16 protein-coding genes and 1 rRNA gene are annotated in these 20382 nt (G+C 69.3%); 8 read left to right on the top strand and 9 right to left on the bottom strand.

The genetic code is table 11. The features are described 5' to 3' along the window. Positions 1 to 663: Rv3235 family protein (locus ACFQVC_RS40545; RefSeq protein WP_381841116.1), on the top strand; the 663-nt coding region annotated here is incomplete at its 5' end. Between the two features lie 60 nt (positions 664 to 723). On the opposite strand, the gene secA is transcribed toward ACFQVC_RS40545, so the two are convergent. Then, positions 724 to 3591: a preprotein translocase subunit SecA gene (secA, locus tag ACFQVC_RS40540; protein ID WP_381841113.1), complete on the bottom strand. Its 2868-nt coding sequence runs from the start codon at positions 3589 to 3591 to the stop codon at positions 724 to 726. A 238-nt stretch (positions 3592 to 3829) separates the two neighbouring features. On the opposite strand from secA, the gene ACFQVC_RS40535 reads away from it, so the two are divergent. Together ACFQVC_RS40535 and ACFQVC_RS40530 are read left to right on the top strand one after the other, a co-directional pair. After that, positions 3830 to 4423 (top strand): GNAT family N-acetyltransferase, encoded by a 594-nt coding sequence (locus tag ACFQVC_RS40535; RefSeq protein ID WP_381841110.1) that lies wholly within the window; start codon positions 3830 to 3832, stop codon positions 4421 to 4423. A gap of 29 nt (positions 4424 to 4452) precedes the next feature. Then, the gene (locus ACFQVC_RS40530; protein WP_381841107.1) at positions 4453 to 5634 is read left to right on the top strand and encodes a winged helix-turn-helix domain-containing protein; all 1182 of its coding nucleotides are present in this window, start codon (positions 4453 to 4455) and stop codon (positions 5632 to 5634) included. A 15-nt stretch (positions 5635 to 5649) separates the two neighbouring features. On the opposite strand, the gene ACFQVC_RS40525 is transcribed toward ACFQVC_RS40530, so the two are convergent. From ACFQVC_RS40525 to mtnA, 7 genes are all read right to left on the bottom strand, one after another. After that, on the bottom strand, positions 5650 to 6396 hold the full coding sequence (locus ACFQVC_RS40525) for a response regulator (RefSeq protein ID WP_381841104.1): 747 nt from the start codon (positions 6394 to 6396) through the stop codon (positions 5650 to 5652). A gap of 190 nt (positions 6397 to 6586) precedes the next feature. After that, a complete protein-coding gene (gene hpf / locus ACFQVC_RS40520) occupies positions 6587 to 7282 on the bottom strand; it encodes a ribosome hibernation-promoting factor, HPF/YfiA family (RefSeq protein WP_381841101.1) in 696 nt (231 codons plus the stop codon). A gap of 313 nt (positions 7283 to 7595) precedes the next feature. Next, positions 7596 to 8507 carry a ComF family protein gene (locus ACFQVC_RS40515; protein ID WP_381841098.1) on the bottom strand — a complete coding sequence of 304 codons (912 nt, stop codon included), beginning with the start codon at positions 8505 to 8507 and terminating at the stop codon, positions 7596 to 7598. Between the two features lie 301 nt (positions 8508 to 8808). Further along, positions 8809 to 10647, bottom strand: coding sequence for an LpqB family beta-propeller domain-containing protein (locus ACFQVC_RS40510; RefSeq protein WP_381841095.1), 1839 nt, complete (start codon positions 10645 to 10647; stop codon positions 8809 to 8811). Continuing rightward, complete coding sequence (gene mtrB, locus ACFQVC_RS40505; protein WP_381841092.1) at positions 10637 to 12739, bottom strand: MtrAB system histidine kinase MtrB; 2103 nt, start codon at positions 12737 to 12739, stop codon at positions 10637 to 10639. Before mtrB ends, ACFQVC_RS40510 begins: the two co-directional genes overlap by 11 nt. A gap of 1 nt (position 12740) precedes the next feature. Further along, positions 12741 to 13430: a two-component system response regulator MtrA gene (mtrA, locus tag ACFQVC_RS40500; RefSeq protein ID WP_282537543.1), complete on the bottom strand. Its 690-nt coding sequence runs from the start codon at positions 13428 to 13430 to the stop codon at positions 12741 to 12743. A gap of 4 nt (positions 13431 to 13434) precedes the next feature. Further along, positions 13435 to 14583, bottom strand: coding sequence for an S-methyl-5-thioribose-1-phosphate isomerase (gene mtnA / locus ACFQVC_RS40495; RefSeq protein ID WP_381841088.1), 1149 nt, complete (start codon positions 14581 to 14583; stop codon positions 13435 to 13437). Between the two features lie 140 nt (positions 14584 to 14723). Here mtnA and ACFQVC_RS40490 point away from each other — a divergent pair, with 140 nt between their 5' ends. The 5 genes from ACFQVC_RS40490 to ACFQVC_RS40470 are packed head-to-tail and all read left to right on the top strand — an operon-like array spanning position 14724 to position 20181. Next, positions 14724 to 16010 (top strand): glycerophosphoryl diester phosphodiesterase membrane domain-containing protein, encoded by a 1287-nt coding sequence (locus ACFQVC_RS40490; RefSeq protein ID WP_381841085.1) that lies wholly within the window; start codon positions 14724 to 14726, stop codon positions 16008 to 16010. 4 nt (positions 16011 to 16014) lie between these two features. Further along, on the top strand, positions 16015 to 16701 hold the full coding sequence (locus ACFQVC_RS40485; RefSeq protein WP_381841082.1) for a DUF4129 domain-containing protein: 687 nt from the start codon (positions 16015 to 16017) through the stop codon (positions 16699 to 16701). Beyond that, complete coding sequence (locus tag ACFQVC_RS40480) at positions 16698 to 17879, top strand: DUF4350 domain-containing protein (protein ID WP_381841079.1); 1182 nt, start codon at positions 16698 to 16700, stop codon at positions 17877 to 17879. The genes ACFQVC_RS40485 and ACFQVC_RS40480 overlap by 4 nt, the downstream gene beginning before the upstream one ends. After that, on the top strand, positions 17876 to 18859 hold the full coding sequence (locus ACFQVC_RS40475) for an AAA family ATPase (protein WP_381841076.1): 984 nt from the start codon (positions 17876 to 17878) through the stop codon (positions 18857 to 18859). Before ACFQVC_RS40480 ends, ACFQVC_RS40475 begins: the two co-directional genes overlap by 4 nt. 11 nt (positions 18860 to 18870) lie before the next feature. Further along, entirely contained in the window at positions 18871 to 20181 is a 1311-nt protein-coding gene (locus tag ACFQVC_RS40470; RefSeq protein ID WP_381841073.1) for a DUF58 domain-containing protein, read from the top strand. A 100-nt stretch (positions 20182 to 20281) separates the two neighbouring features. Here the strand turns inward: ACFQVC_RS40470 and rrf are convergent. After that, positions 20282 to 20382, bottom strand: a 5S ribosomal RNA gene (gene rrf / locus ACFQVC_RS40465); the annotation flags it as partial.

Raw genomic sequence — 20382 nt, 5'->3', positions numbered from 1 at the left:
ACCAGCACCAGCCAACCAGCGAGCAGCACCCGGCCGGTCGGCACCGACGGCCGCCCCATCGCCCAGCCCGCGGGCACCGACCGGCCCACGAGCACCACACGGCCGACGGGCACCGGCCGCCCCACACCCACCACCCGTCCCATGGACACTGACCGGCCCACGACCACTACTCGCCCCGCGGACACCGGCCACCCCACGAGCACCACCCGTCCCGCAAGCAGCACTCGCCCACCAAGCGCCACCCGGCCCCCGGGCCGGCTCGACCGGAGCAGGCCCGCCGACCGTCGCGACCAGCGAAGGCCCGCCGTAAAGACGGTGCGGCGCCGCCGTATCAAGCCGCATGAGCTGTTCGCCGAGCGTCTGCTCGCCGTCCTCAGCGGCGAACGCCCCGTGCAGTGGATGCTCAAGTACTCCGCAGGCCGGGGCTACCAGCAGCTCGTGGAACTCGCCCCGCTCACACCCCTGCGCACCCGGGGCACGCGGCCCGTCGTCCGCACCTGCCGGGCACTTCCGCTCCGGCCCGGCGTCGTCGAGGCCAGCGCGTGTATCGCCGCCGGGGACCAGGTGCGCGCCATGGCCTTCCGCCTGGAACAGGACACCGAACTGCGCTGGCGCTGCACCGCGGTGGAGCTCGGCGGCGAGCGCAGGCCGGCCGAGGAGTGAACGCAACGGGGCCGGTGCCCAGCTCTCGCTGGACCCGGCCCCGGCTGGCTACCGCCAGAACTACTTCTTGCGGCGGCGGCCCTTCTGGGCCTTGCGCCGCTCCGCGCGCGTCATGCCGTCGGAAGTGGAGCGCACCGGACCGTCCGGGTCCTCGCCATTGCTGAAGTCGCCCTCGACGACGCCGCCTTCTCCGTCCACCGTGGGTGCCGAGAAGTGCAGCCGGTCCGGACGCTGCGGGGCGTCGAGGCCCTTGGCGCGGATCTCGGGGCGGCCACCGCCCGCGGGCACCGCGTCCTGGACGTCGCCCTTCTCCAGGGACGGCGCCGCGTCCTCGAGCGGGACCTCCTCGACCTGCTGCTCGACCTGGACCTCCAGGTTGAACAGATAGCCGACGGACTCCTCCTTGATGCCCTCCATCATGGCGGTGAACATGTCGAAGCCCTCGCGCTGGTACTCGACCAGGGGGTCCTTCTGCGCCATGGCGCGCAGGCCGATGCCCTCCTGGAGGTAGTCCATCTCGTAGAGGTGCTCGCGCCACTTGCGGTCGAGGACGGAGAGCACCACGCGGCGCTCCAGCTCACGCATGATCTCGGAGCCGAGCTGCTCCTCGCGCTTGTCGTACTGCTCGTGGATGTCTTCCTTGACGGACTCGCTGATGAACTCGGCGGTCAGGCCCGCGCGGTCACCGGCGGTGTCCTCGAGCTCCTCGATGGTGATCTTCACCGGGTAGAGCTGCTTGAAGGCGCCCCACAGCCGGTCCAGGTCCCACTCCTCCGCGAAGCCCTCGGCGGACTCGGCCTGGATGTAGGCGTCGATCGTGTCGTCCATGAAGTGGCGGATCTGCTCGTGCAGATCCTCGCCCTGCAGGACGCGACGGCGCTCGCCGTAGATGACCTCGCGCTGGCGGTTGAGGACCTCGTCGTACTTCAGGACGTTCTTACGCGTCTCGAAGTTCTGCTGCTCCACCTGCGACTGGGCGGACGCGATGGCCCGGGTCACCATCTTGTTCTCGATGGGGACGTCGTCCGGGACATTGGCCATGGCCATCACGCGCTCGACCATCTGCGCCTTGAAGAGGCGCATCAGGTCGTCACCGAGCGAGAGATAGAAACGGGACTCACCGGGGTCGCCCTGACGTCCGGAACGACCGCGCAGCTGGTTGTCGATACGCCGCGACTCGTGCCGCTCGGTGCCGAGGACGTAGAGACCGCCGAGGTCGGTGACCTCGTCGTGCTCGGCCTTGACCGCGGCCTCGGCCTTCTCCAGGGCGGCGGGCAGGGCCGCGGCCCACTCCTCGATGTGCTCCTCGGGGTCGAGGCCGCGCTGACGCAGCTCGGCCTCGGCGAGGTCGTCGGGGTTGCCGCCGAGCTTGATGTCGGTGCCTCGTCCGGCCATGTTCGTGGCGACGGTGACGGAGCCCTTGCGGCCGGCCTGGGCGACGATCGTCGCCTCACGGTCGTGCTGCTTGGCGTTGAGCACCTCGTGCGGCACGCCGCGCTTGGAGAGCTGCTGCGAGAGGTACTCGGACTTCTCGACCGAGGTGGTGCCGACCAGGATCGGCTGGCCCTTCTCGTGCTTCTCGACGATGTCGTCGACGACCGCGTCGAACTTCGCCTTCTCCGTGCGGTAGATCAGGTCGGACTGGTCGAGGCGGATCATCGGCTTGTTCGTCGGGATCGGCACGACGCCCAGCTTGTAGATCTGCTGGAACTCGGCGGCCTCGGTCATGGCCGTACCGGTCATGCCGGACAGGCCGCTCTTGTAGCCGTCGCGCTTGTAGAGGCGGAAGAAGTTCTGCAGGGTGATCGTCGCGAGCGTCTGGTTCTCGTCCTTGATGTCCACCCCTTCCTTCGCCTCGATCGCCTGGTGCATGCCCTCGTTGTAGCGGCGGCCGGCGAGGATACGGCCGGTGTGCTCGTCGACGATCATGACTTCGCCGTCGATGACGACGTAGTCCTTGTCCTTCTTGAAGAGTTCCTTGGCCTTGATGGCGTTGTTCAGGTAACCCACGAGCGGGGTGTTCACCGACTCGTAGAGGTTGTCGATGCCCAGCCAGTCCTCGACCTTGGCGACGCCGGACTCATGGATGCCGACGGTGCGCTTCTTCTCGTCGACCTCGTAGTCCCCGGTCTCCTCGATGCCCTTGAGCTGGTTGCCCGCCTCGCCCTTGGTGAGACGGGTGACCAGCTTGGCGAAGTCGCCGTACCACTTCGTGGCCTGGTCGGCGGGACCGGAGATGATCAGCGGCGTACGGGCCTCGTCGACGAGGATGGAGTCGACCTCGTCGACCACCGCGAAGTTGTGGCCACGCTGGACGAGCTCGTCCTGGGACCACGCCATGTTGTCGCGCAGGTAGTCGAAGCCGAACTCGTTGTTCGTGCCGTAAGTGATGTCGCAGTTGTACTGCTCGCGGCGCTGGGCCGGCGTCATATTGGCGAGGATGCAGCCGACGCTCAGACCCAGGAATTTATGGACGCGGCCCATCATCTCGGAGTCGCGCTCGGCCAGATAGTCATTGACCGTGATCAGGTGCACGCCCTTGCCCGAAAGGGCATTGAGGTAGGTCGGCAGCGTGCCGACCAGGGTCTTGCCCTCACCGGTCTTCATTTCGGCGACATAACCGAGGTGGAGGGCGGCGCCACCCATCATCTGTACGTCGTAGTGACGCTGGCCGAGGACGCGCTTGGCGGCCTCACGGACCGTGGCGAAGGCCTCCGGCAGCAGGTCGTCGAGGCTGTCGCCCGACTTCCCCTCGCTGTCGACCCACTCCTGGTAGCGCTCCTTGTACTCATCGGTGAGGGCGCGCAGCTCGGCGTCGGAGAGGTTGACGAAGTCCTCTTCGATGGAGTTGACCTGGTCCGCAATGCGGTGCAGTTTGCGCAGGATCTTTCCTTCGCCTGCACGCATGAGCTTGTTGAAGACGGACACGAGGGTTGGTCTCCTTGCCGGTCGGGCCTGGCGTGGTCGGTTTCGGTAGCAGCGCGGGCACAACAGGTGGACCCCACCGCAACGGCCATCGTAAGCGAGGACGCCTCCGGCTCGGGAGGGTCGTCGTGACGAAGGCCACCCGCCATCCTCTTTGAGAACGCGCGGGGATCCCGGGAGGTGCCCGTATGACCGTGCAAAAGTTCTGGCGCACGCTCTCCCGGCGCCCGAGAATTGATCGATGGACCCGGTCACACTCACCACCGCACGCCTCATCCTGCGCCCCCTCGGCCCGGACGACACCGACGACTGCTACACCGCATGCCAGGACCCCGACATCCAGCGCTGGACGACGGTCCCGTCGCCCTACGAGCGCGAGCACGCGGAGACCTTCACCCGCCGGATCGCCCCGGACGCCTGGCTCAACAGCAGGGAGTACGCCTTCGCGATCCGCACCAAGGACGAAGGCTCCCTGGTCGGGGTGATGGGGGTCATGACGCGCGGCGAGGGCGCGGCCGAGGTCGGCTACTGGTCGGTGAAGGAGCATCGGGGCCGCGGCTATGTGACCGAGGCGCTGCACACGGTGTCCCGCTGGGCCTTCACCGACGCCGCGGTCGACCGTCTCGAATGGCGCGCCGAAGTGGGCAACACCGCCTCCCGCGCGGTGGCCGAACGCGTCGGCTTCACCGTGGAGGGCACCCTGCGGGCCGGACTTCTGCACCGCGGCACCCGGCGCGACTGCTGGATCGGCGCCCTGCTCCCGTCCGACGTGGAACTGCGGCCGCTCGACCCCTACTTGCCCGCCGAAACCGCGAATTCAGCAGGTCAGGCCTGACTGTCAGAGGCGGCGTCTACGGTACGACCATGACCTCTGTGCCCACCCCCGCCGCCGACACCGCCCCCGAAGTCGGGCTCTCCGCGGACGAGGCCCGTCGTATCGCTCTGCGCGCCCAGGGCTTCCTGGGCGCGCCCGACAGGCGCTCGGGAGTGCGCGGAGTCCTGCGGCACCTGGGCGCCGTCCAGCTCGACACGATCTCGGTGCTCGCCCGCTCACACGAGCTCATTCCGTACGCACGACTCGGCGCCGTCGGCCGCAAGCCGGTGGAGGAGGCGTACTGGACGCAGACCCACGCCTTCGAGTACTGGTCGCATGCCGCCTGCATCCTGCCCATTGAGGAGTGGCCGCACTTCGCCTTCCGCCGCCGCGCCTACCGCTCCCGGCCGCAGTGGCACCACGAGCTGAGTGACGCGGCGTACGACCAGGTCATCAAGCAGCTGCGCGCCGAAGGCCCCCTCACCGCGACGGAGTTGGGCGGCGCGAAGAACAAGGGCGAGTGGTGGGACTGGTCCGAGTCGAAGGTCGCCGTCGAGCGCGCGCTGATGTACGGCGAGGTGGTGTGCGTCGAGCGCCGCGGCTGGAAGCGGGTGTACGACCTCGCGGAGCGCGCCATTCCGGGTGAGCTGCTCCACGACGACCTGGACGACCGGGAGTGCCTGCGCCGCCTGGTGCGGCTCGCCGGTGAGGCGCTCGGCGTGGGCACACGCTCCGACATCGCGGACTATCACCGGCTCAAGGCCGAGCAGTTCGACGCGGTGGTGGCGGACTCGGGTCTGGTGCCGGTGGAGGTCGAGGGCTGGGGCAAGCCCGCCTGGGCGGACCCGGCTGCCCTGCAGAGCCCCCCGCGCGGCCGGCACCGCACGACGCTGCTCTCCCCCTTCGACTCACTGATCTGGGAGCGCGCCCGCACGGAGCGGATCTTCGGCTTCACCCACCGCCTGGAGGCATACGTCCCCAGGCCGAAGCGTGTGTACGGCTATTTCGCGATGCCGCTGCTCGCCGGCGGCCGGCTCCTGGGCCGGGTGGACCCAGCGCGCGACGGCCGGACGCTGGTGGCCCGGCACGCCTCCCTGGAGACACCGAAGGCGGTGGGCCCCATGGCCAAGGCGCTCACCGAGGCGGCCGGGTGGGTCGGCTGCGACCAGGTGCGGGTCGAGCGGGTCACCCCCGCGGAGCTGCACGCACCTCTGACGGCAGCACTCGGCTGAGCCGCCGCGGACCGCTCAGCGGATTTCGAGGATCTTCTCCCGCATCGCGTAGACCACGGCCTCCATCCTGGAGTGCAGCTGCAGCTTCTCCAGGATGTTGCGCACATGGTTCTTCACGGTGTTCTCGGAGATGAACAGCTCCTTGGCGATATCGCGGTTGTTCATGCCCGTGGCCACCAGCTTGAGCACCTCGAGCTCGCGTTCGGTGAGCCGGGGCGCGGGCACAAGGCGGCGCTCGTCGGTGCGCTGGATCATCGACTTGAACTCGGTGAGCAGCTTGGAGGCCATCGACGGGCTGATCTGCGACTGCCCGTCGGCCACCGCGCGGATGGCGGTGGCCACCTCGTCCGTGGAGATCTCCTTGAGCAGATAGCCGGTGGCGCCGGCCTTGATCGCGTCGTAGAGATCGGCCTCTTCATCGCTGATCGTGAGCATGATGATTTTGGCGCTGGGCGCCACTTCCTTGATGGAGGTGCAGGCCTCGATGCCGCCGCGCTTGGGCATCCGCACGTCCATGAGCACGATGTCGGGCAACAGGTCGGCCGCCTTGTCCACCGCCTCGGCCCCGTCGCCGGCCTCCCCTACGACCTGGATGTCCTCCTCCTGCGCGAGGACGATCTCCAGACCCCGGCGGAAGAGCGCGTGGTCATCCACCACAAGGACCCGGATGGGCTCCTTCCGGGGCGTGCCCGCGTCCGCGCCGATGCTGTCGACGCCGTCGTCGGCATCTTCGTCACGCATCGGTCCGAAACTGTCCGCCATCGTTCCTCCCCCTGAAGGCCGAGGCCTGTTCTCCAGATGCCACAACCCGCGTCGGCAGTACACGGGTTGGGCTGCGCGGCCATGATTTCATGCCCGGACACCCATGCGGTGCCCGAAGGGGTCGCACGATGGTGCCCCTGGGGGCGCACACGCGCTCCAGGGGCACCGTCATCGACGTCACCGGGGGCCGTCAGCCACCGAGGGCACCGCCGCCCGCAGCGGCCGACTGCGCCTTGGACACCATCGGATCCGTGCTGAGGTGGATGACGCCGTAGTCATACGCGTGCCGCCGGTAGACGACACTGGGCTCCTTGGTCTCGGAGTCGACGAACAGATAGAAGTCGTGTCCGACCAACTCCATCTCGTAGAGCGCCTGGTCGAGCGTCATGGGCGCCGCGACGTGGGTCTTCTCGCGGACCACCAGCGGGCCGTCGCCCTGAATCTCGAGCGATCCGATCCTCTTGGTCGGCACCGCCTCGTCCTCGTCGACCGGTGCGGGCGAGCCGTCCCCGTTGAGCGTCGCCGCGCCGGGCACCCGGTCGGCCACCTCGGCCGCCGAGAGGCGTCCGGTGCCGCGGCGGGTGGAGCGCTTGCTGTGCTGCTTGCGCAGACGGGCTTCCAGCTTCTCCTGGGCGAGGTCGAGCGCCGCATACGGGTCGCTGGCCGAGGCCTCCGCCCGGATCACCGGGCCACGCGTCCGGAGAGTGATCTCCACACGGTCCGAACGGTCTGCCTGTCGCGGGTTGGGCTCCTTGGACACCTCGACGTCGAGGCTGATCACCTTGCCATCGAGCTTCTGGATCTTCTCCAGCTTCAGCTTCTCGGCCACGTGCTTGCGGAACCGCTCGGGCACCTCGGTCTTGTGGCCCTTGACGACGATGTCCACGCAGAACTCCGTTCCCGGATCGCTCCGCTTCAGCGGGCGGAGCGTCTCCCTTTTGCACCAGACCCCGGTGAACCCGGAGTCTCGGACTCGGTGACTTCCACCTCCTCCTCCCCCGCGAGCAAGATCTCCACCCCACCGGCTCGGGTGATTGCAGAAAACCCGAAGCCGTCATTCCGATATGCGAGGCAGGGCGTCCGCCTTTCCTCACAACCGAACATATCTCGCCTGGACGGATGTCGTCACCCTCTACTGCGGCGTACCTCCGTTCAGGTGAAATGGCACTCTCACTACCAGCAACGATGAAGGTTCTCAGTCAGTTCCGGTTTATTTCGAAGGAATCAGGTGAAGCGGCGACTACCGCTGCGTTCGTTCGAGTCATTACCCGGAGTTCTCCGGGTCCAGGCACCGTTCCTCGAGTGTTCTCCGTGTCCGTTCCGCCGGGTGATTCGGCAGGTGCCGTACCGGCGCGCAACGCACGCGCGGCTTCGGCCAGCGAGGCCCCGGTCGTCATCAGGTCGTCGACCAGGACGACGCGATGCTCCGCGAGCAGCCGCCCCGCACCCGCCGCCACGTCCAGCGCACCGGTCACATTCTCAAGCCGCTGGCGGGAGTTGAGCCCCGACTGGTCGGCGATCCGGCGCCGCTGGCGCAGCACCGGAAACACCCGGGCCCCGACCCCCGTGCGCCGCAGTTCCCGCGAAGCGGCCAGAGCGATCCTGCGCGCCGGATCGTGCCCACGCGCCGCCACCGCCCGCCGCGCGGACGGCACCGGCACCAAGAGCACCGGCCCCGGCAGGCCGCACGGGCCCGTCAGACCGGCTCCGCTCCGGTGCCCGGCCCCTGAGGGCCCGGCTCCCTGCACGCCGGCTCCCGGCGCCCCGGCCACAGCCGTCAGACCGGGTTCAGCCGACGGCCAGGGCTCCCACGGCGGCGCGGGCAGCCCCGCACGCACAGCGCCCGCGAGGGCGGCCCCCAGAGCCTCCGCAAGGCCCAGGGCCCCCCGCTCCTTGTGCGCGAGCAGGACCGCGCGCACCTCGTCCTCATACGGAGCGGCAGCGTGCACCACCGGCAGCCCGGCCGGCTCGGGCACCGGCCGCACCAGACGCGGCGCCCTGCCGCACAGCGCCGCACGGCACGAGCCGCACAGCACCGCGCGAGGCGACCCGCAGCCGCCGCAGTCGGCCGGCAGCACCAGGTCGGCGAAATCGCGCCACCACCCCCGCATGCCCACCACTGTGCCAACGTGAGCCGCGCCCTGCCACCCCTGTGGATAACTCCGCGTACGACCAGGGCTTCTCGACCGTAACTTCGTGGCCAACTCGCGCTGAGCGACGCTTGATCGGCGACCACCCGCCGAGGAACGGCCCCACCACGCCACCACGTCACAAGCACCACGCCACCACGTCACAAGCAGCACGGCGGCACGGCGGCACGGCAGCACGGCAGCACGGCAGCACGGCAGCACGGCAGCACGGCAGCACGGCAGCACCAGGGAACGTACGCCGCACCCGGCGAAGAAGGGGCTCCTACCCGGGATATACGGGCGACGAGCCGTCCTTCACCACCGTCTTCCAGTTCGCCCCCGGAGGCAACCGTACGATCCCGTCCTCGTCGGAGTGCGCCACCAGCGGCAGCCGTTCGTCCTCGGAGGCCGCGATGTCCGTCACGCCGGTGAGCGCGGGCAGGGTCGGCCCCCGCACCACGGAGCCGTCGCTCTGCACGTACTGCAGCTGCTGCACGCCGCCCGCCTCCTTGCCGACGACCACGAGACGGCTGCCGCCCGCCCACGACATGGCGGTGACCTCCTCCATCTGCGGTGCCCCGGGGCGCAGTTCGACGACCGACACCTCGGGAGCGTCCGCCGTGCCCTGACGCTCCACCCGGCCGATCTTCAAGGAGACCTTGTCGTCCTTCTCGACGAGCAGCGCGACCCGCACACCGTCCGCCGAGACCCGCACGGCGTTGATCCGTCCTTCGTTCAGACCGTCGACCTTGACCTCGACGGGCTTTCCCTCGCCCTGGGCCAGCCACAGCAGCCGCTGCCGCTTGGGGTCGCGGTCGGCCACCCACAGATCGCCCCTGCCGTCCCAACTCGGCTTGGTCAGCCGGTCCTTCTCCTCCGCGGCACGGCTGCGCACCTCCGTCTTGTCCAGCTTTCCGTCGGACAGCAGAGAGCCCACGTACAGCGAACGCCCGTCGTTCGACACCCCCGCCGCCCGGTCCTCGGCGCGCGACACGGCCGCCGAACGCAGTTGCCGCTCGCCGCCGCCCAGCGGGCCGGCCACCGGCTCCACGTCGTCCTTGTTCTTCGGCATCCGCACCAACTTGTGCTTGGCGTCCAGGAAGTACTGGTACTCGGGCCCGCCCACCGAGCGGTTGGGCGCACTGGCCTCGGCCTGGTCGGCGTCGAGAACGCACAGCTGCGTGCCGTTGGACCGCTGCAGCTCCACCTGCTCGATCCCGGTGGGCGTCAGGTCCTGGAGGGTGAAGAAGAGCTGGGCCGCCATCTTGGCGCAGCGGTCCGGACGCACCCCGTCGACCTGCCCGTTCAGCGGGACCGTCAGACGGTTCTGGTCATCGGGCGTGAGCGCCTTCGTGCCCTTCTTGAGCGCCGTACCCGTCGGGAACCGTGAACTGACCACCGGGTTCAGCCAGTTGGTCGGCCCGTCGAGGAGCGAGGTGACGGCCTGCGTCACCGGGTCTATCCGCTGGCGCACATAGACCGGGTCCGCGACCATCGCCGGCGGATTCTGCGCCCCGTCCTCGTCCGACGACGATCCGGACGCGAAGTAGTACTTGTTGACCGGCAGATAGAGCCGCTCGAAGTCGGACTGCCCGAGCACCACGCCGTCCGGCAGCGCGTCGATACGCCACTCACCGCCGTCCTGGCGGGAGAGATGGATCGACTTCGCGTACGAGCCCTGCTCCGGCTGGTACGCATGTTCCTCGTCGACCGTGGCGACCATCTCGCCGGCGAGCGCATACCGATAGCCGCCGCCGTCGCGGTCGTTGCTCGTGCCGTTGGGATCCGTGTTCGGGCCGTCCGCGAGCACCGTGGTGGAGCGCTCGGGCTGCCAGCGCCGCGACGTGTCCTCGGTCAGATACTTACGCGCCATCGCGAACTGTGGATCATCGCTGGTCAGGGCCTCAAGGAAGCCCTCGACGATCTCCGCGGGGCTCGCCCCGTCCTGCGGCGGCACGGCGAACACCCGTACTTGGGGCTCCCTCGGAGAGGCCTCGACCGGCTCCACGCCACCGCTGTCAGGCATCGAGGCGCACCCGGCGAGCAGCGCGCCGCCGCAGCCGAGTGCCATGCCGGTGCGCAGAGCACGGAAACGGCCGCGCCGGCCACGGTCAGCGCCCACGAGTGCTCTCCTCTTCCGTCTCCGCCCGCCTGCTGCTGCCGTCATCGTCACGCCGACCGTCATCACCGCGGCCACCGCCACCACCGCTGGCGGCACCTGGTCCGGGCGTGGAGTCGGACGACGCCGTGTCCTGCTCCACGGCCTGGCGCGGCACGACCCGCGCCCCATTGCCGGGCAGCGCTGTCGGATCCGCGCTCGGCGAAGCGAGCCGCGGCGGCACCGACGGCTTCGACGGCACCCGCGCGGGCTCCCGCTCCGCCGACGTCTGCGCGGGCACCGTGGCCAACTTGCCGCTGCCACCACGCGGCAGCCCGGCGTCGTTCAGACCACGATTACGGCGCGAGTCCTCGGGCTCCAGGGGTATCGGCGACCCCCGCAGCGCCTCGTCCGCCGTACGCGGCAGCGTCAGCCGGAACTGCGAACCACCGCCCGGCTCGCCCCAGGCCTGCAGCCAACCCCCGTGCAGACGCGCGTCCTCAAGCGCGATGGACAGACCGAGACCCGTCCCACCGGTGGTACGCGCGCGTGCCGGGTCGGCACGCCAGAACCGGTTGAACACCCGGGTCGCCTCACCGGGCTTGAGCCCCACGCCGTAGTCACGCACGGCGACCGCCACCGCGCCACCCGCGGCGCCGAGCCGCACCACCACGTCCTTGCCGTCGCCGTGCTCCACCGCGTTGACGACGAGGTTGCGCAGCACGCGCTCCACGCGGCGCGCGTCCATCTCCGCCACCACCGGCTGCTCATCGCCGACGACCCTGATCCGGCCGCCCTTGGCCTCGGCCAGCGGCTCCGCCCCGCCTACCACGCGGCGTACGACCTCACGCAGATCCGTCGCCTCCGCCTCAAGTGCCGCCGCACCCGCATCGAACCGGCTGATCTCCAGAAGGTCCGCGAGCAGCGACTCGAAACGGTCCAGCTGATCCGCGAGCAGCTCCGCGGAACGCGCGGTCACCGGATCGAAGTCCACCCGCGCCTCATGAATGACATCGGCCGCCATCCGCACGGTCGTCAGCGGCGTACGCAGCTCATGCGACACATCGGAGACAAACCGCCGCTGCATCCGCGACAGGTCCTCCAGCTGCTGGATCTTGAGCTGCAGATTCTGCGCCATCTTGTTGAAGGCCTCGCCGAGCCGCGCGATGTCGTCCTCGCCGGTCACCTTCATACGTTCCTGCAGGCGCCCCGCCGACAGCCGCTCGGCGATCCCCGCCGCCATCCGCACCGGCGTCACCACCTGGCGCACGACAAGCCAGGCGATCGCACCGAGGAGTACGACGACGAACAGCCCGGCCGTCGCCAGCGTGCCCTTGACCAAGCTCAGCGACTTCTCCTCCTGCGTCAGCGGGAAGAGGTAGTACAGCTGGTACGGGTCGTTGTTGATATCGGTCAGGCGCTTGCCTATGACCAGGCCGGACACCGGCTCCGAGTTGCCGCGCGTGTACACGATCCGCGAGAAACTCTGGTACGCGCCATCACCGCGGTCCACCTGTGTGCGCAGCTCGTCGGGCACGCTCTGCAGCGCCTCCACGTACCCCGAAGCACGCGGACCGCGTCCCCTGCCCGCATCACTGCCCGCGGCGAGCGCCACCACGTGGAAGGCGCTCTGACCGCCGCTGGACAGCTGCGTCACAAGGTCCGACCGCCACTGGACCGCGTTCTTCGGCCCCATGCCGCCGTCCGCGCCTCCGCTGCCGGTTCCCTGACCGTCGGCCACGCTGTCCTGCGCGGCCTTGAAACCGCCCGTGGCCTGGATCTGCGCAGCCTTCTCCTTGGCGTCGAGCAGGCCGTTACGCACCTGCCCGATGACGACGAAACCGAGCAGCAGCACCACTCCGAGCGACATCACCAGCGTGCCGGCGACCACCCGCAGCTGGATATTGCGCCGCCACAAACGCATGACCGGCAGCAGCGGCCGCCGCACCCAGCGCGTGAACAGCCGCAGCACGGGGCTGCCCTGCACACCGTCCTGCAGCAGCAGCCCACCGTCGAGCAACCGCCCGAACCGGGAGGTGCGCCCACCCGGGCCCACCGGCCGCCCCTGGCGGTGTCCCGGCTCCCCGGGCGCCGGAGCGGCACTTTCCCGGGACACGTCAGCTCGGTCCGGCCTTGTAACCGACGCCTCGGACGGTCACCACGATCTCCGGCCGCTCCGGGTCCTTCTCGACCTTGGACCGCAGCCGCTGGACATGAACATTCACAAGGCGTGTATCCGCCGCGTGCCGATAGCCCCACACCTGCTCCAGGAGCACCTCACGGGTGAACACCTGCCACGGCTTACGGGCCAGAGCCACAAGGAGGTCGAACTCCAGTGGCGTCAGCGCGATCGACTGACCGTCCCGCTTCACCGAGTGACCGGCCACATCGATCACCAGATCCCCGATGGCCAGCTGCTCCGGCGCGGGCTCCTCGGACCTGCGAAGCCGCGCCCTGATCCGGGCGACCAGCTCCTTCGGCTTGAACGGCTTGACGATGTAGTCATCGGCGCCCGACTCGAGCCCCACCACCACATCGACGGTGTCGCTCTTGGCCGTGAGCATCACGATCGGCACCCCGGACTCCGCCCTGATCAGGCGGCACACCTCGATGCCGTCCCGTCCGGGCAGCATCAAGTCGAGCAGCACCAGGTCCGGCTTTGTCTCACGGAAGGCTGCCAGCGCCTTGTCGCCGTCTGCTACGAACGACGGCTCGAAACCCTCACCACGAAGCACAATGCCGAGCATCTCGGCCAGTGCGGTGTCGTCGTCGACGACAAGGACTCGTCCCTTCATGACTGACATCATCCCATTAGCTAATCGTTACCTGGCGTGACCTGGCACACAGCTGTGCCAGGCCTTCGGCGGTCACGGGTGAGACGACGCCGTGCTCGGTGACTATCGCCGTCACCAATTCGGGCGGCGTGACATCGAATGCCGGGTTGTACGCCTGCGTGCCCAGGGGCGCCACCGGAATCCCACCTCCCGGCTCCGCTCCCGTCACAGGCACCTGCGGCGCCGTGAACTCCGTCACTTCTTGTCCTGCCCGCTGCTCGACCTCGATCGAGGCACCGTCCGGGGTGTCCGGATCCACCGTCGTCACGGGTGCGACCACGATGAACGGCACATGGTGATACCTGGCGAGCACTGCGAGCGGATAGCTCCCCACCTTGTTGGCCACCGAACCGTCGGCGACGATACGGTCCGCGCCGATCAGCACCGCGTCCACCTCTCCCGCCGCGAACAGCGAGCCCGCCGCGTTGTCGGTGAGCAAGGTGTACGCCATGCCGCTGCGCGCCGCCTCGTACGCCGTGAGCCGTGCTCCCTGCAGCAGCGGCCGTGTCTCATCCACCCACAGTCGCCGCAGCTGCCCCTCACGATGGGCGGCGAGCGCCACCGCGAACGCGGTGCCCTCCCCGCCGGATACCAGCGCCCCGGTGTTGCAGTGGGTGAGAAGCCGATGTCCGCCGCCCGGCTGCAGTTCGTCGAGGAACGCCAGGCCATTCTGTGCCATCCGCCGGCTGGCCTCGGCATCCTCCTCATGCAGGGCCCTCGCCTCGGCCAGGGCCGACGCCGCGGCCTGCTGCTGGTCGGCCCCACCCTCGACGGCCGAACGATACGCCGCCTGCGCCCTGCGCACACCACGCTCCAGGTTCACAGCGGTGGGCCGAGCGGTGGCGAGGGCCTCCGCCGCCTCGTCCACATCGAAGCCTCGTACGGCGGCGAGCGCGACGCCGTACGCCCCTGCGATGCCGAGAAGCGGCGCTCCCCGCACGGCGAGCGTCCGGATCGCCTGCACCAGGGCCGGTGCATCAGTACACACCAGCTCCACTTCCTCGGCCGGGAGCCTGGTCTGGTCGAGAAGCACCAGGACGGGGCCTTCCGGCGGCTCGTCCCAGCGGATTGAAGGGGTAGGCGGCGGTCCGCTGTCCTCATGGGATTGCGCGTACTGATCAGCCATCCGCCCAGTCTGCCCTTTACCTGTCGAACAATTGAAGGTGCGCAGCCCATACTCTGCCCGGTCCCCCGAGGGGCGCCCCGTGGCACGATGGCAGCCAACCTGCCCCCGCAACCGCGGCCGGGCACCGTGAAGGAGCGACGATGAACGACACTCCGGGCTGGGCTTCGCCCGGATCTGCCCCCTCCGACGGACAGGACGGGGAGGCGCCTCGCCCCACCGAGCCGGCCGACCAGCAGGACGGCCCGGCCTTGAAGTGGTCCAAGGAGCAGCCGCCGGCCGGTCAGTGGTCGGCCCCCAGCTCTCCCGCCTCCGGCCAGACACCTCCACCGTCCCCGCCTCCTGGAGGCCACGGCAACTGGGGCGGCGGCCCCGGCGTACCTCCCGGCCGGCCGAACGGAGGCTGGGGAGGCGGCGGTTGGGGCGCGCCCCCCGCCGCGGCCAAACCCGGCGTGATCCCGCTCCGCCCGCTCGGTGTCGGTGAAATCCTCGACGGCGCGGTCTCGACCATGCGCGCCCACTGGCGCACGGTCCTCGGGATCTCGCTCGCGGTGGCCGTGGTCACCGAGATCGTCGTCATCCTGCTCCAGGGTCTGGTGCTCAACACCCAGGGCACCACCGACGCACTCAGCGACCCCGACGCCACCGTCGACGAGCTGAGCCGCGCCCTTGGCAACACGATCCTCGACTCCGGCGTCATCCTCCTCGTGTCCTTGCTCGGCACCTTCGTCGTCACCGCGCTGCTCACGATGGTGACCAGTCGTGCCGTGCTCGGAAAGCCAGTGACCAGCGCTGAAGCCTGGCGCGACGCACGCCCTCAGGTGCCGCGACTGCTCGGCCTCACCTTCTTGCTCCCCCTGCTCGCCGCGGCAATCGTCGCGGTCGGCATGCTTCCCGGTGTCCTCATCGCCGTGGCCGGCGCCTCCGAGGCCGGTGTGGCCCTGGCCGCCCTCGGCGGACTCGCCGGAATCGTCGTCGCCATCTGGCTGATGGTCCGCTTCTCCCTCTCGTCTCCCGCCCTGATGCTGGAGAAGCAGACCGTACGCAAGGCCATGGGCCGTTCCGCCAAGCTGGTCCAAGGCTCGTGGTGGCGGGTCTTCGGCATCCAGCTGCTCGCCGCGATCCTCGTGAACGTGGTGGTGTCGATCATCGTCATCCCGTTCACCGTGCTGGCCGTCGCACTCAGCGGCGACGGGATGAGCGGCTTCCTCACCAGCGGCGCCTCCAATGTCGGATGGACGTTCCTGATCGTCAGCGGCATCGGCTCCGTCATCGGTTCGATGCTCGCCTTCCCGATCACCGCCGGTGTCACGGTGCTGCTCTACATCGACCTGCGGATCCGCCGGGAAGCCCTCGACCTCGAACTCGCCCGCGCCGCCGGTCTCCAGGGCTACGGCTCCGGTACCCCGGGCACCACTCCGGGGAGCTGATGCGGTGATCGCGGCGGGGGGAATCCTCGGGGCGCAGCTCGCGTTGCCGCTGACCGGCGACGAACCGCCGGTGACCATCTCGCGCGACCCCGCGCGTGAGGCGGCCGAACGCGAGCTGTCCAAGCCGATGTACCACGAGAACGACCCGAGCCTCTTCCAGCGGGCCCTCGACCGCTTCTGGGAGTGGGTCGGCGATCTCTTCAACGCCGCGTCCGGCGCGACACCCGGCGGTGGGCTGGGACTTGTGGTGATCGTCCTGGTGGTGCTGTTGCTCTTGGGCATCCTGTGGTGGCGCCTCGGCAACCCTCTCCGTGTCCCACCCTCCTCCGCCGCTCTCTTCGACGACCGCCCCCACAGCGCCGCCGAACACCGCTCCGCAGCCGAGGCCCACGCCGCGGAGCACCACTGGAGCCAGGCCGTACAGGAACGGATGCGCGCCATCGTGCGCTCCCTGGAGGAGCGCGCCCTTCTGGACCCCCGCCCCGGCCGTACCGCCGACGAAGCGGCCTCAGAAGCGAGCCAGGTCCTGCCGTCCCACGCGGACCGACTACGCGCCGCCGCCCGAAACTTCGACGCCATCACATACGGCGGCCGCAGCACCGACGAGCAGACATATCTGCGCCTCACCGAACTCGACCGTGACATCGAGCGGACCAAGCCCGCCCTCAGCGGTGCCGGGGCCGCCGAATGACCGGTACCACCGTCGCGTCGACGTCGACCGCCACTTCCCCACGCCAGGTGTGGACCCGCACCCGCGGTCTCCTTCTCGCCTTCACGATCCTGCTCGCCGCAGGGATCGCCATCGCCGCCGTACGCTCCGGCGGCGAGCACGGTCGGCTCGATCCTCGCTCCGCCGACCCCTACGGCAGCCGTGCCGTGTCCGAACTCCTCGCGGACCGCGGCGTCACCACGCGCGTGGTGACCACCAGCGACGACGCTGCAGCAGCCGCCGGCCCGGACACCACGCTCCTGATCGCCTCGCCCGACCTGCTCACCAAGCGGCAGCAGTCCTCGCTCCGCGCCAAGACCGAGAGCTCCAGCGGCCGCACACTGTTGCTCGCCCCGAAACAGCACTCGCTCGGCCGCCTCGCACCAGGCGTACACGCCGAGCTTCCGAGCAGCGAGTCGACGCTGGAGCCAAGCTGCTCCTTTGCCGAAGCGCGCCGCGCAGGCAGCGCCGACACCGGCGGCGTCCGCTACTCCTCGACCGTCCAGGGCGCGGTTTCCTGCTACACCAGTGACGGCCTGCCCACCCTGATGCGCCTGCCGGCAGGCGACGGCGACACAGTGCTCCTCGGAGCGCCGAACATCCTCTACAACGATCGTCTCGACGAGCACGGCAATGCCTCGCTCGCCCTGCAACTTCTCGGTTCGCGCCCGCATCTGGTCTGGTACCTCCCCTCTGTCGGTGACACCGCGGCAACCGATGGCGGCAACCGAAGCTTCTTCGACCTGATCCCTTCCGGCTGGCGCTGGGGAGCCCAGCAACTCGCCATCGCCGCCGCACTCGCCGCCCTGTGGCGCGGTCGCCGGCTCGGCCCTCTCGTGCCCGAACGGCTGCCCGTAGCCGTCCGAGCATCCGAGGCCGTCGAGGGCCGCGCCCGCCTCTACCGCAAGGCCAACGCCCGTGATCGAGCCGCCAGGGCGCTCCGCTCGGCAACCCGCACCCGCCTGGCTCCGCTCGTAGGCACACCCCCCTCCCAAGCCCACTCCCCCGAGGTCCTGCTCGCCGCTGTCTCCGCCCAACTCCCCGGCACCACCCGGGACCTCCACTCCCTTCTCTTCGGACCTCCTCCGGCCGACGACGCCGCCCTGATCACCCTCGCCGACCAACTCGACGCCCTCGAAAGAGAGGTACGCACCTCATGAGCGCCCCGATCGCCGACTCCGCAGGGAACGCGGACAACGCCCGTTCCTCCCTGGAGGCTTTGCGCGCCGAGATCGCCAAGGCCGTGGTCGGCCAGGACCCCGCCGTCACCGGACTCGTCGTCGCACTTCTGTGCCGCGGCCATGTACTGCTGGAAGGCGTCCCCGGCGTGGCCAAGACACTCCTCGTCCGCGCACTCTCCGCCGCCCTCGAACTCGACACCAAGCGCGTCCAGTTCACCCCCGACCTGATGCCGAGCGACGTCACCGGATCCCTCGTCTACGACGCCCGCACCGCCGAGTTCTCGTTTCAGCCGGGCCCGGTGTTCACCAATCTTCTACTCGCCGACGAGATCAACCGCACCCCTCCCAAGACTCAGTCCTCGCTTCTCGAAGCGATGGAAGAGCGCCAGGTCACGGTCGATGGCACTCCTCGTCTCCTCCCCGAGCCCTTCCTTGTCGCCGCCACCCAGAACCCCGTTGAGTACGAGGGCACTTACCCCCTCCCCGAAGCCCAGCTGGACCGCTTCCTCCTCAAACTCAACGTCGCCCTCCCTTCTCGCCAAGACGAGATCGCCGTTCTCACCCGCCACGCGGACGGATTCAATCCACGCGACCTGCACACCGCCGGAGTGCGCCCAGTCGCCGGCCCTTCCGACCTTGAAGCGGCCCGGACCGCCGTGGCCAAGACCTCTGTCTCTCCAGAGATCACCGGCTACGTCGTCGACATCTGCCGCGCCACTCGTGAATCGCCGTCGCTCACCCTCGGCGTCTCTCCCCGTGGCGCGACCGCTCTCCTGTCGACCGCCCGCGCCTGGGCCTGGCTCACGGGTCGCGACTACGTCATTCCCGACGACGTCAAAGCCCTGGCCCTGCCCACACTTCGTCACCGCGTCCAACTGCGCCCTGAGGCCGAGATGGAAGGAGTCACTCCCGACTCCGTCATCAACGCGATCCTCGCCAACGTCCCCGTACCCCGCTGAGTCGGTCACTCATGGCACCCACAGGACGCGCCGCGCTCCTCGCAGCTCTCGGTACCATCCCCGTCGGCTTCCTCGAACCCAGCTGGACAGGGATCCTCGCCGTCAATTCCCCCCTCGCACTCGCAATGATGTGCGACTACGCCCTGGCGGCGCCAGTGCGAACGCTCCGTTTCACTCGATCCGGTGACACAAACGTTCGACTTGGTGAGTCCGTCGATGTCGATCTCACCGTCACCAATCCCGCCGGACGCCCGCTGCGTGCTCACCTCCGCGACGCCTGGCCCCCGAGCAGCTGGGCCCCCGGCAACGAAGTGGCGGCTTCACGCCACAAGTTGACCGTCCCGCCCGGTGAACGTCGGCGGATCACCACTCGGCTACGTCCCACTCGCCGCGGCGACCGCCAGGCGGAACGCATCACCGTCCGTTCCTACGGCCCCCTGGGCCTGATCGCCCGCCAGGGCAGCCACAAGGTCCCTTGGACGGTGCGCGTCCTCCCACCGTTCAAGAGCCGCAAGCACCTGCCGTCGAAGCTCGCCCGCTTGCGCGAACTCGACGGGCGAACCAGCGTGTTGACCCGCGGCGAGGGAACGGAGTTCGACAGCCTCCGTGACTACGTACCTGGCGACGACACTCGTTCCATCGACTGGCGGGCCACGGCACGCCAGTCGACAGTCGCCGTCCGCACCTGGCGTCCGGAGCGCGACCGCCACATCCTCGTCGTCCTGGACACCGGCCGCACCTCTGCAGGCCGCGTCGGCGATGCCCCTCGCCTCGATGCTTCGATGGACGCGGCTCTGCTTCTCGCAACTCTTGCCTCCAAGGCCGGCGACCGCGTCGACCTACTGGCGTACGACCGCCGCATTCGCGCTCTCGTACAGGGCCGCACAGTCGGTGACCTGTTGCCCGCCCTCGTCAACGCCCTGGCCCCGCTCGAGCCGGAACTCATCGAGACAGACGCCAGAGGGCTCATGGCGACGGCATCGCAAACGGCCCCCCGCCGATCCCTCATCGTGCTGCTGACCAGCCTTGACGCAGCACCTGTCGAGGAGGGCCTACTTCCTGTGCTCTCACGGCTCACCAAACGCCACACAGTTCTCGTCGCCTCGGTCGCGGATCCTCATATCGAGCGCATGGCTAAGGCCCGCGGCAATACGGATGCTGTTTACGACGCATCAGCCGCGGCACAGGCTCAAGAGGAGCGCCGTCGTACAGCGGATCAACTCATGCGGCATGGCGTCACTGTCGTGGACGCGCCGCCGAACGAATTGGCGCCGGCACTCGCTGACTCCTATCTCGCATTGAAAGCAGCAGGACGCCTCTAGCTTTGGGGCTTTGAAGGACGGACCCTTTCCGGGCCATCCGCATAAGGGCATAACGCAGGAAAGCCCCGCACCAATGGTGCGGGGCTTTCCCTCAAAAATAGTTCGGCGGCGTCCTACTCTCCCACAGGGTCCCCCCTGCAGTACCATCGGCGCTGTAAGGCTTAGCTTCCGGGTTCGGAATGTAACCGGGCGTTTCCCTCA

The organism is Streptomyces monticola (assembly GCF_042665355.1).
Classification (GTDB): Bacteria; Actinomycetota; Actinomycetes; order Streptomycetales; family Streptomycetaceae; genus Streptomyces; species Streptomyces monticola.
Note: the sequence above shows the minus strand (reverse complement) of the source record. Positions and strands in the feature narration are given on the sequence as shown.

Excerpts from the sequence above, each read along its gene's own strand:
- ACFQVC_RS40470 (WP_381841073.1), top strand. The coding sequence starts at position 18,871 with ATGGCACCCACAGGACGCGCCGCGCTCCTCGCAGCTCTCGGTACCATC.
- ACFQVC_RS40490 (WP_381841085.1), top strand. The coding sequence starts at position 14,724 with ATGAACGACACTCCGGGCTGGGCTTCGCCCGGATCTGCCCCCTCCGAC.
- mtrA (WP_282537543.1), bottom strand. The coding sequence starts at position 13,430 with ATGATGTCAGTCATGAAGGGACGAGTCCTTGTCGTCGACGACGACACC.
- ACFQVC_RS40535 (WP_381841110.1), top strand. The coding sequence starts at position 3,830 with ATGGACCCGGTCACACTCACCACCGCACGCCTCATCCTGCGCCCCCTC.
- ACFQVC_RS40530 (WP_381841107.1), top strand. The coding sequence starts at position 4,453 with ATGACCTCTGTGCCCACCCCCGCCGCCGACACCGCCCCCGAAGTCGGG.
- ACFQVC_RS40475 (WP_381841076.1), top strand. The coding sequence starts at position 17,876 with ATGAGCGCCCCGATCGCCGACTCCGCAGGGAACGCGGACAACGCCCGT.
- mtnA (WP_381841088.1), bottom strand. The coding sequence starts at position 14,583 with ATGGCTGATCAGTACGCGCAATCCCATGAGGACAGCGGACCGCCGCCT.
- ACFQVC_RS40525 (WP_381841104.1), bottom strand. The coding sequence starts at position 6,396 with ATGGCGGACAGTTTCGGACCGATGCGTGACGAAGATGCCGACGACGGC.
- ACFQVC_RS40515 (WP_381841098.1), bottom strand. The coding sequence starts at position 8,507 with ATGCGGGGGTGGTGGCGCGATTTCGCCGACCTGGTGCTGCCGGCCGAC.
- ACFQVC_RS40480 (WP_381841079.1), top strand. The coding sequence starts at position 16,698 with ATGACCGGTACCACCGTCGCGTCGACGTCGACCGCCACTTCCCCACGC.